Source organism: Caballeronia sp. ATUFL_M2_KS44, assembly GCF_023630965.1.
Taxonomy (GTDB): Bacteria; Pseudomonadota; Gammaproteobacteria; order Burkholderiales; family Burkholderiaceae; genus Caballeronia; species Caballeronia concitans.
The window spans coordinates 1-10,823 of record NZ_JALQEA010000058.1 but is presented as its reverse complement, the minus strand read 5'-3'; the positions used below and the strand labels follow the sequence as shown (position 1 = coordinate 10,823).

The following is a 10,823-nucleotide window of genomic DNA, read 5'->3' as shown; positions in this document are numbered from 1 at the left end:
TTGATTCTGCGAGAAAACCTAGTAGAGCCTTATTCCGGCGCACTCTCGTCGATCGATTTGTTGATGAAATCAGCGATGCGCTGCGCCCATGCCTCGGCCTCGTTCGCATCCTTTTCGTAAAAGCGGATGCCGACAACCCCGCTGCGGGTCGAAACTTCACACACCTTCCTCCGGCCCGCACGAACAACCGTTGTTCTAGGTGCGACCGCCTTAGGCTTCTCGGCCGCGAGGGCAACAGCCTTGTCTTGAGTAAAGGCTTCATCGCTGATCAACCGGCGAACCGCCTCGACGACCTTCTCCGACTTGCCGGCTTCCGTCAGCGCCGCGAGTTTCTGTGCGGCGTTACTTCCAAGACGCTCAGGCTTTTGCGCAAGTGCTTCTTTTGCCGCGTCGGGCAAAGCATCGAACGAAAAGATGCGAGTGACGTGGCTCTTGCTGAGACCAGCGCTTTCCGAAATCTCAGTGCGTGACAGTCCGCTCAACTCCTGCAGCCGTTTAAAGTTCCAATACTTTTCGAAGTCGGTGAGAGACGGCGACAGCAGGTTCGAAAAGAACGCCGCGAACTCAATCTCGCCTTCTTCGATAGCAGCGACGTTGGCGCGAACCGTGGTCCGGCCGAGTTCGCGATAAGCAGCAACGCGGTTGTGCCCGGCGACGATCTCGTAGCGGCCGTCCGATACGGGGCGCACCAGAATCGGCGTGGCGAGTGCGTGCTGCGCCAGATTCGCCTTCAATTCCTGAAATTGCTCGGCGGTCAACTTGCGTCGCCTGCCGTCTACTTCGACAAGCGCGTCGAGCGGCACTTCGAATGCCGCTCGTTGCTCCAGTTGTGCCTCTAGTTCCTTGATTCGCGTCTGTGCCGTGTTGATCCGATGCTGGGCATCCATCAACCTTCCGGGCGAGGTGCGCGGCTCCGAATTAACGACGCGCTGGGTCGGCTCAGTCGGCTTGCTGCCGATGTTCGCGGTCTTCGCGAGAAGTCTGTCCCCGATGCCCATTTATGCCTCCGGTTGATTCCACGCGCGCACGAACTGCGCGTCGAGGTGTTCTGCGAGCCGGTCGAGCGGCTCCTTGAATCGGTTGTACGCCGCCGTGCTGCCGTCGGGCTTCGACAGGTCATAGACCGTCGAAAGCTGCGCCGACGCCCCCTTCGGCACCGTCGATTCCGGGATCTCGAAGGGCAGCACGCGATCGCCGTATGCTTTCTGTAACCATCCCCTCACGACACGTGAGACGTCATCGGATTTGGCTTTAGTCAGAATGACATTGACGAAATCGAAGCGCTTCTGCTCGAGCACTCCCGGCAGCTTCTTGGCGATATCCGCAAAGAGATGCCAGAACTGCGTCGAGCTGGCGAAGTCCAGCGCTTCAGGAGGGCAGGGAAGCAAGATCGCGTCGGATGCGAGGAGCGCGTTGATCGTCAGGTAGCTGAGCGCGGGCGGGGTATCGATGACCACCGCGTCGTACTCCTCGGTGAGCGGCATCAAGCCTTTGCGCACGATTTCCCAGAACTCGAACGTGCTGTCGTTCAGCACCTTGGCCGGAATCTCGAATTCCGCGTCGAATAGTGACGACGACGCGGGGATCAGATCGAGGTTATGCCAGTACGTCTCTTGCACGGCGTATTGCAGCGTCGTCTGGTCGCCGTAGATCAGCGGCAGAAGCGTCTGGTCGTCCGAGATTTCGGCGTCGGGCGCCCAGCCGCAGAGCTGCGTCGTGGTGCCTTGCGGATCGCAATCTATCACGAGGACGCGCCGGCCCAGCAATGTCAGCGCCTGAGCTGCCGATACCGCGGTCGTCGTCTTGGCGACGCCGCCCTTGAAATTCGCGACGGTCACGATCCGTCCGCGCTTGCCTTCCGGCCGCCGGACGCGCTCCTTCGTGGCACGGACCCAAGTCAGTGCCTCTTCGAGCGTGAATTCCTTGCTTCGGCCCGCGCCCTTCGACGTTCCCGCAGGCAGTTCGCCCTTGGTAGTCAGGTACTGGAAGCGCTGCTTGTCGATCCCACACAGCGAGGCGACCTGCGCACTCGTGAACGTCGGCGCGCTCTTGCGTGGATACGGCTCCAGCATCGCGTCGCGGATCTGATTGAGAATGTCAGTGGCTTGGGCGGCCACCCCCAAGAGCGTTTCGATCGAAACGGATTGATCGACTTCGGGAAGCCGAGCGCTTAGCATGGAGTTCGCAGTCACTGGCGGGCCTGGGTAAGCAAAAAATTATTCGGTTTGTGGAAAACATACTGCAAACCGAAGAATAAACGGCCAACCGGTAAACCTCAAGTAAACTCTGAACTCTTTGTTGCGCGATCGCAGGCGGTTTTACGCCGCACTGTTCGTGTAAACCGCGGGATTTAGACCCGATCCGAGTCGACTTTACCTTTAAGCGTGCGTCGAAGGAACTGTTCGACGCCGAGTAAACGGCTGGAATCGTCGCTTTGGAGGTAGAACGCCGTGGTCGAATCGTCGGCGTGGCCGAGTCCTTTGCCTAGCTCGGATAAGTTCGCGCCATGAGCGAGCGCATGAACCGAGTGAGTGTGACGAAGCCAGTGCGTGCTGGCGCGGGCGAGGCGTCGTCCCGCGCCGGGCGTTTGCGCTTCGGCCGCCGCCGCAGCATTTGCAAATACATTCTTGAACAGTCTACCGATCCCGTCGGGCGTGATGGCGCTCGCTCCGCGCGCCTGGGCCAGAATCGGCGTGCCCGCCGGGCACGCGAGTGCATCCGGCAGACCTCGCAGCGCAAGGTTCTCGTGCAACAGTTCGACGACGACAGGCGGCAGCAGCACGGTTCGGAATGCGCGCCGCCCGCTGGCCGGCGCGACGCTTAGCCGCCAAACCGGCACGGCCACACCGGACAACCGGCCGACGGAAAGTGCGTCCGTCGTAGCGGCGGCAAGTTCCGACCGGCGCAGACCGGTGGCGTAGGCGAGGAGCAGCGCCAGCCGGTCCCGATGCTCCGCAAATGTATAGTGCGGTCGCGCGACGGAAAGCAGCACCGCCCGCCACTGTCCGGCATCGAGCGTGCGGTCTTGCGCGTCGAATGCCGGCGGCGTCGCCACGCGTTCGTGGCCCGCGAAGGGATTCGTCGCCAGATAACCGCTTTCGACGAGCCATTCGCACATCGCATTAAGAATGGCCCGTGCCGCTTCCCGGCTGCGATCGGAGAGCGGGCCAGCGAACGGTTTCCAGCCCGGAAGACATCGTTCGATCCGACCCCGAGCAATCCAGCGTTCCGCAGGTTTCGGGTCGGGCAGAAATTCGGCCAGATACGCCGCGCAATCGTCCGAATTGAGCGAGGAGAGCGGCTTCTCCTTTTCAATCAACGCCCAAAGCACCAGCCTTTCCGCCTCTCGCCGATACGCTCGCCGCGTGTGATCGCTTGCCGAGCGCGCATCGAGCCAGGCGGTGAGGGCGCGCAAGTCGGTGCCGAAATTGGCGGCGGCGGATTTCGTCGCACGATTCGTCCCTCGCGATCCATCGAGCGCGACAGGAACCCGCAGCGCTTCGAATGGCGCGATCTGGACGTGAACCGCATCCGTCGATTGGACCGGCGGAAGATCGGTCCGCCATTGCCGCCGAGGCACGAGCGAAAAGGGCGAAAGCGTGTGCCGGAGCGGTTCTGCATGCAGCGTCAGCCAGTCGACGATCCGCTGCGCACCCTTCGGCCCGAGCCGCGGCACGGATGTGTACCAGCGATGACGCCGCCGCTCGATCAGCGCGATGAGATCCGCGATCGTCGTCAGCCCGGCCGCCGAAAGCCGTGCGGTCACGACCGGCTCGAACCATCCGTCGATCGGATGATCCGGCTTCGGATCCTGGACGAGGCTCGCCTCCATGCGGGCGAGCGCGTTCGCCTGCCGCCGACGCAAGCGCGCGTTCCGGGTCGCCCGCCGGTCCGATGCCGCCGACGCGCTATGTCGAAACTCCTCCTGATACAGCGCGAGCAGCTCGGACTCGCCGTAGACGCCGTCCGGGTCGATCCGCTCGCGGAACGCATCGAGCGTCGGTGCTTCCGAAGGAGCCGCGTCGTCAATTGGCGATGGAATGCTGCCGGGACGCAGCCGAAGCAGATGCGCGGCTTCGACGTCTTGTGCGCGGCGCGCGAGAACCGAAAGCGTGTCGCGCAGGGCGGCGATTAGTCGACGCGTCTTGCGGACATCGGCTCCGGCTTCGCCATACGAAGCGTGGAGCTGGGCTTCCGAAACGCCGTCGAGGTAACCGCGATAGAGCGCAAAATGCTGCCGCGTGAGCCGTCGCGGCGCACTGGATTGCGCTGCACGCTCAACAGAGCGTGTCGCCACGACGCGCTTTTTGTCTTTGATATCAGCCATTTGGCGCGAGGTTATCAAGTGCCGTCGAATTTGACAAGGTAAATCGCTACGTCTGATAAGACTGATTATCAGGTATGCGAGTCGGGCGAACGCGCCAAGCACTCCGCTTGAATGTTCCAGGCCTGCGGAGCATATTCGAGCCACCACAGGCGCACTCTTCAGGAGACACGTGCCGATGCGCGACCCCCGACGCCCCGCGTACAAAGAGCCGGGCAACGACGAATTCCGCCCGAGTCTCCCCGAGGTGTACGCGTCGGTGCGAGTGCCCGTCGGCGTCGGATGGGTTCGACGCTTTCTCGCCTTCGCCGGCCCCGGCTACATGATTTCGGTCGGCTATATGGACCCCGGCAACTGGGCGACAGATATCGCCGGCGGCTCGAAGTTCGGCTACACCTTGCTCGCGGTCATCCTGTTGTCGAATTTGATGGCGATTCTCCTGCAGGCGCTCGCCGTGCGACTCGGCGTCGCGACCGGCCGCGACCTCGCGCAGGCGTGCCGCGATCACTACTCGAAACCGGTCAACCTCGCGCTGTGGATCGCGTGCGAGGCGGCGATCGTCGCGTGCGATCTCGCCGAGGTGATCGGCACGGCCATCGCGCTGCAATTGCTGTTCGGCATTCCGCTGATCGCCGGCGCGTTGCTGACGGCGCTCGACGCCTTCCTGCTGCTGCTTCTGGTCAACAAGGGCTTCCGCTTGCTGGAAGCGTTCGTCATTTCGCTGCTGATCGTGATCGCGGTGTGCTTCGCGTTGCAGATCGTCGCCGCGTCGCCGCCGATCGCGCAGGTGCTCCGCGGTTTCGTGCCGTCGCCGCGGATCGTCGCGAACAAGGAGATGCTGTACGTCGCGATCGGCATCCTCGGCGCGACGGTCATGCCGCACAACCTGTATCTGCACTCGTCGGTCGTGCAGACGCGCGCGTACGGCAAATCGATCGAAGCCCGGCGCGACGCGATCCGCTGGGCGACCCTCGACAGCACCATCGCGCTGACGCTCGCGCTTTTCATCAACGCGGCGATCCTGATCGTCGCCGCCGCCGTCTTCCACGCGAACGGCCACACGGAGGTCGCGGAAATCGGCGACGCGTTCCATCTCCTGTCGCCGCTCCTCGGACTCGGGATCGCATCGACGTTGTTCGCCGTCGCGCTTCTCGCCTCGGGCCTCAACTCGACGGTCACCGCGACGCTCGCGGGCCAGATCGTGATGGAAGGCTTTCTGCGCCTGCGTCTGCCGAACTGGGCGCGGCGGCTGATCACGCGCGGCATCGCCATCGTTCCGGTGATCATCGTCACGGCGATCTACGGCGAAAAAGGCACCGGCCAACTGCTCGTCTTGAGCCAGGTCATTCTGTCGATGCAGCTTCCGTTCGCGGTCGTCCCGCTCGTGCGATTCGTGTCCGACCGCCGCCAGATGGGCGTTTTCACGATCAGCCGATGGCTCGCCGCGCTCGCGTGGTTCGTGGCGGGCGTGATCGTCGTGTTGAACGTAAAGCTGCTTGCCGATACGCTGCTCTCCTGACCACAAACGGGAGACGCGCGCCATGACCGGCACTTTCATCGACATCGCTGCGGGCGAGGGCGCCACGATCCGCGCCTACGCGGCCCGGCCCGCTCGCGGCTCCGGTCCGGGGCTGCTGCTGTTGCACGACGCATCCGGTTTCGACGCCTTCATCCAGTCGACGGCCGACCGTTTCGCCGAGGAAGGCTACGTCGTGCTGGCGCCGGATCTCGCCGGCCGCGCGGCGAACGGGGAAGGCGTGTCGATCGAAGATTTCGCCGCGATCGAGGAAGCCTTGCGCGCGTTGCCAGAGCAGGCGGGCAAAGTCGGCGTGATCGGCTTCGGCGCGGGCGGCCGGCTCGCGACGCACGCGGCGGCGAACACGGACATCGACTGCGCGGTCGCCTACTATCCCGACGATCCCAACGCGTGCCTGCACGACCTCGCCACGATCCGCTGCCCGATGGTCTTTCATTTCGCCGACTACCAGCAGAGCGAGGCCTTCGCGGGCAAGCAGGATATCGAGCGATATGTCTATCCCGGCTGCCGCGCGGGCTTCGCTCGGCCCGACAGCCCGCAGCACGACAAGCCCGCCGCGCTGATGGCCTATTCGCGCTCGCTCGCGTTATTGCGCCAAGTGCTCGGGCCGGTCTTCGATCTGAATCACTTGTGGGAGCAGCATTGCTATTTCGAGTTCGCGACGCGCGATGTCGACGCCGTCATGCCGACGATGGTCGCCGAGCCTTACGTCAACCACGTGCCGACGATGACCGGCGGCGTCGGTCACGATCAGCTCAAGCGCTTCTATAAGTACCACTTCGTCGATTCGAACCCGAGCGACACGAAGCTGATTCCGGTGTCGCGCACGATCGGCGCGGATCGCATCGTCGACGAATTCGTGTTCTGCGCGACGCACGATCGCGAAATCGACTGGCTGCTGCCCGGACTCGCGCCGACCGGCCGCTACTTCGAAGTGCCGATGCTCGCCGTCATCCGCTTTCGCGGCGACAAGCTCTACAACGAGCATATCTATTGGGATCAGGCGTCGGTGCTGGTGCAGATCGGCGTGCTCGATCCGACCGGGCTGCCGGTCGCGGGGCGGCAGACGGCGCAGAAACTCATCGACGAGACTTTGCCGAGCAACGCGCTGATGCCGAACTGGGCGTCGAGCGAAGGCAAGCCGATCTGACGCCGCCGATATCTGACTAACAATAACTAACAGGAGACAGTTGAATGACCGATGCGGCCCAGTGCCCCTTTCACGCGGGCGGACCTTCAGAAATCGCCGCGCCGAACGGCTGTCCGGTAAGCCCGCGCGCCGCCGGCTTCGATCCGTTCAGCGACGGCTATCAGCAAGACCCGCCCGAATACGTGCGCTGGGCGCGCGAGCAGGAGCCCGTGTTCTATAGCCCGAAGCTCGGCTATTGGGTCGTCACGCGTTACGACGACATCAAGGCGATCTTCCGCGACAACCTCACGTTCAGCCCGTCGATCGCGCTCGAAAAGATCACGCCGACCGGCCCCGAAGCGAACGCGGTGCTCGCGTCGTACGGCTTCGCGCTGAATCGCACGCTCGTCAACGAGGACGAGCCCGCGCACATGCCGCGCCGCCGCGCGCTGATGGACCCGTTCACGCCCGAGGCGCTCGCGCATCACGAACCGATGGTCCGCGCGCTCACCCGCGAGTATGTCGACCGCTTCATCGACGAGGGCCGCGCCGATCTCGTCGATCAGATGCTGTGGGAAGTGCCGCTCACCGTCGCGCTGCATTTTCTCGGCGTGCCCGAAGAGGACATGGACACGCTGCGCGAATATTCGATCGCGCATACGGTGAACACGTGGGGCCGACCGAAGCCCGAGGAACAGGTCGAAGTGGCGCACGCGGTCGGCAAGTTCTGGCAGTACGCGGGCAAGGTGCTCGACAAGATGCGCGAGGACCCGTCCGGCGGCGGCTGGATGCAATACGGCATCCGCAAGCAGAAGGACATGCCCGAAGTCGTCACGGATTCGTATCTTCATTCGATGATGATGGCCGGCATCGTCGCCGCGCACGAAACGACGGCGAACGCATCGGCGAACGCAATCAAGCTGCTGCTGCAACATCCCGATGCGTGGCGCGACATCTGCGACGACCCGAGCCTGATTCCGAACGCGGTCGAAGAATGCCTGCGGCACAACGGATCGGTGGCGGCGTGGCGGCGGCTCGCGACGAAGGACGTGAAGATCGGCGGCATCGACATTCCGGCGGGCGCGAAATTGCTGATCGTGACGTCGTCGGCAAATCACGATCAGCATCGTTTCGTGGATGCCGACCTCTTCGATATTCGCCGCGAAAATGCGAGCGATCAACTGACCTTCGGCTACGGCGCGCATCAGTGCATGGGCAAGAACCTCGCGCGCATGGAGATGCAAGTCTTTCTCGACGAACTCACCCGCCGCCTGCCGCACATGCGGCTCGCCGAGCAGCGCTTCACGTATGTGCCGAACACGTCGTTTCGCGGGCCGGAGCATCTTTACGTCGAATGGGACGCGGCGATGAATCCCGAACGCACCGATTCTTTCGTGCGCGAGCCGCGCGCGGTGGTGCGCATCGGCGAGCCGTCGTCGCATGCGGTGAACCGCGCGGTGATCGTCGAATCGGTGTCGGCGTGCGCGGAACGCATCGTGCGCGTGCGGCTCGTTTCCGCCGATGGCCGTCCGCTGCCGCGCTGGACGCCGGGTTCGCACATCGACGTCGTGTGCGGCGACAGCGGCTTGTCGCGTCAATACTCGCTTTGCGGCGACCCGGCCGACGCGCACGCATTCGAAATCGCCGTGTTGCGCGAAACGGAAAGCCGCGGCGGATCGGCGTGGGTTCACGACAACGTGAAGCCCGGCGCGCACTGGCGCATTCGCGGTCCGCGCAATCACTTCCGGCTCGATGAAACCGCGCGCAAGCTCGTGCTGATCGCGGGCGGCATCGGCATCACGCCGATCAGCGCGATGGCGCGTCGTGCGCGGGAAATCGGCATCGACTATGAAGTGCACTACAGCGGACGCTCGCGCGCGTCGATGGCGCTCCTCGACGAGATGCGCGCGCTGCACGGCGATCGCCTGCGCGTGTTCGTGTCGGAAGAGGGCGCGCGCAACGATTTCGCGGCCTTGCGCGTCGATGATGACACGCAGGTCTACGCGTGCGGTCCCGCGCGGATGCTCGATGCGCTCATCGCCGCGAGCGCCGCCTGGCCCGACGATGCGCTGAAGATCGAGCACTTCGAATCCACGCTCGGCACGCTGGACGCCGCGCAGGAACACGCGTTCGAGGTCGAACTCAGGGACTCCGGCTTCACGCTGACGGTGCCCGCCGACCAGACGCTGCTCGCCACGCTCCGGCGCGCGAACGTCGACGTCCAGAGCGATTGCGAAGAAGGGCTGTGCGGATCGTGCGAAGTGCGCGTGATCGAGGGCGAGATCGATCATCGCGATCTCGTGTTGACGAAAGGCGAACGGCAGGCGAATCAGCGAATGATGACGTGCTGTTCGCGTGCGAAAGGTATGAAACTGGTATTGGCGATTTAATAGCCAATTGCGATCCACACGACGCAGGCGACGAGTCGACGAATGAAACCGATTTCACGCCTGCGTCATATCCACGCATTAGGCATGTATTAATTGATGCATTCTTTATTAAGCGTCATTTCAATAGTCTGCGACTTTTGGGCAATCAATGTTCATTTCTCAATGCCGGCGGGTCGCATAGTCGCAGGTTCGCATAACCTACGCATTCCTCATATGGCCTGCACAATAAAAAATGCTCAAAAACGGTTATATTGAACGTACGTTCGATCTCAGGCGCGTTTTGTCGCACGAAGGCGGCGGGAATTCTTACCATTCCTAGGGTTTTTACCTAGAAATATGCAATTTTTTGTCGATAGTTTCCGTTTAGAATTGCGATCAATTGGTGCGACGCACAAGCATCTTCGCCCATTAACTTTTTAAGCCCCTATTGAAACTTCGCGCGGCATTCACGCGGATGGAGCTTTGCGCCCCGGTTTATTTGGCTCGTGTTTGACCTGAGAGACTTAATTAAAGGCCCATATAAATGGACCACGTAGTTCGCTTGAAACCCGTAGTGATCGGCTTGACCCAATGGGAATGCCGACATCGGCTGCTTCTTGATGCCGATTTCCAGAATGCGCCGTGAATGCGGCGCGGCGCCGTCCGGGCAGACAGTCTGCTTCAGCCGTGCGCCCCCTCACGCCCCGCGTAGTGCGGGCCTCAATCCACGCGGAGCCGCGCTTCCCGCGCAACCGGGCCGGAACCGGCTTCCGCGATGTTTCTGGTTGTTCGACGAGGATCAAACATGTCTGACGTAGTGATCGTATCGGCCGCGCGTACAGCGGTCGGCAAGTTCGGCGGCTCGCTCGCGAAAATCGCGGCGCCGGATCTCGGTGCAGCAGTGATTCGCGCGGTGCTCGAGCGCTCGGGCGTGAAGCCCGAACAGGTGAGCGAAGTCATCATGGGTCAGGTGCTGACCGCCGGCTCGGGTCAGAATCCGGCGCGTCAGTCGGTCATCAAGGCCGGTCTGCCGGACATGGTTCCGGGCATGACGATCAACAAGGTGTGCGGCTCGGGCCTGAAGGCGGTGATGCTGGCGGCCAACGCGATCATCGCGGGCGATGCGGAGATCGTCGTCGCGGGCGGTCAAGAGAACATGAGCGCGGCGCCGCACGTGCTGCCGGGATCGCGCGATGGTTTCCGCATGGGCGATGCGAAGCTGATCGACTCGATGATCGTGGACGGCCTGTGGGACGTCTATAACAACTACCACATGGGCACGACCGCCGAGAACGTCGCGCGCGAATTCGGCATCACGCGTGAAGCGCAGGACCAGTTCGCGGCGCTCTCGCAGAACAAGGCGGAAGCCGCGCAGAAGGCCGGCCGTTTCAACGACGAAATCGTGCCGATCGCGATTCCGCAACGCAAAGGCGAGCCGCTGCAGTTCAACACCGACGAGTTCGT

At 63.0% G+C, this 10,823-nt stretch carries 7 protein-coding genes; 4 read left to right on the top strand and 3 right to left on the bottom strand.

What is annotated here, in order from left to right:
- Positions 1 to 29: 29 nt before the first annotated feature.
- From NCR39_RS25820 to NCR39_RS25810, 3 genes are all read right to left on the bottom strand, one after another.
- Positions 30 to 998, bottom strand: a complete 969-nt coding sequence (locus tag NCR39_RS25820) for a ParB/RepB/Spo0J family partition protein (RefSeq protein WP_250455209.1) — start codon at positions 996 to 998, stop codon at positions 30 to 32.
- Complete coding sequence (locus tag NCR39_RS25815) at positions 999 to 2,177, bottom strand: ParA family protein (protein WP_250455207.1); 1,179 nt, start codon at positions 2,175 to 2,177, stop codon at positions 999 to 1,001.
- Between the two features lie 173 nt (positions 2,178 to 2,350).
- Complete coding sequence (locus tag NCR39_RS25810; protein WP_250455204.1) at positions 2,351 to 4,543, bottom strand: site-specific integrase; 2,193 nt, start codon at positions 4,541 to 4,543, stop codon at positions 2,351 to 2,353.
- Here NCR39_RS25810 and NCR39_RS25805 point away from each other — a divergent pair.
- The 4 genes from NCR39_RS25805 to NCR39_RS25790 all read left to right on the top strand — a co-directional run.
- Complete coding sequence (locus NCR39_RS25805) at positions 4,503 to 5,843, top strand: Nramp family divalent metal transporter (RefSeq protein WP_250455202.1); 1,341 nt, start codon at positions 4,503 to 4,505, stop codon at positions 5,841 to 5,843. The genes NCR39_RS25810 and NCR39_RS25805 overlap by 41 nt on opposite strands.
- Positions 5,844 to 5,865: 22 nt before the next feature.
- Entirely contained in the window at positions 5,866 to 7,011 is a 1,146-nt protein-coding gene (locus NCR39_RS25800) for a dienelactone hydrolase family protein (protein ID WP_250455200.1), read from the top strand.
- A gap of 44 nt (positions 7,012 to 7,055) precedes the next feature.
- Complete coding sequence (locus tag NCR39_RS25795; protein ID WP_250455198.1) at positions 7,056 to 9,380, top strand: cytochrome P450/oxidoreductase; 2,325 nt, start codon at positions 7,056 to 7,058, stop codon at positions 9,378 to 9,380.
- 784 nt (positions 9,381 to 10,164) lie between these two features.
- Positions 10,165 to 10,823, top strand: a 659-nt coding sequence (locus tag NCR39_RS25790; protein WP_284507370.1) for a thiolase family protein, incomplete at its 3' end; no start/stop codon positions are given.

What these genes read in the sequence shown, in the direction of transcription:
- NCR39_RS25820 (WP_250455209.1), bottom strand. Translation starts at nt 998, where the DNA reads ATGGGCATCGGGGACAGACTTCTCGCGAAGACCGCGAACATCGGCAGC.
- NCR39_RS25795 (WP_250455198.1), top strand. Translation starts at nt 7,056, where the DNA reads ATGACCGATGCGGCCCAGTGCCCCTTTCACGCGGGCGGACCTTCAGAA.
- NCR39_RS25815 (WP_250455207.1), bottom strand. Translation starts at nt 2,177, where the DNA reads ATGCTAAGCGCTCGGCTTCCCGAAGTCGATCAATCCGTTTCGATCGAA.
- NCR39_RS25800 (WP_250455200.1), top strand. Translation starts at nt 5,866, where the DNA reads ATGACCGGCACTTTCATCGACATCGCTGCGGGCGAGGGCGCCACGATC.
- NCR39_RS25805 (WP_250455202.1), top strand. Translation starts at nt 4,503, where the DNA reads ATGCGCGACCCCCGACGCCCCGCGTACAAAGAGCCGGGCAACGACGAA.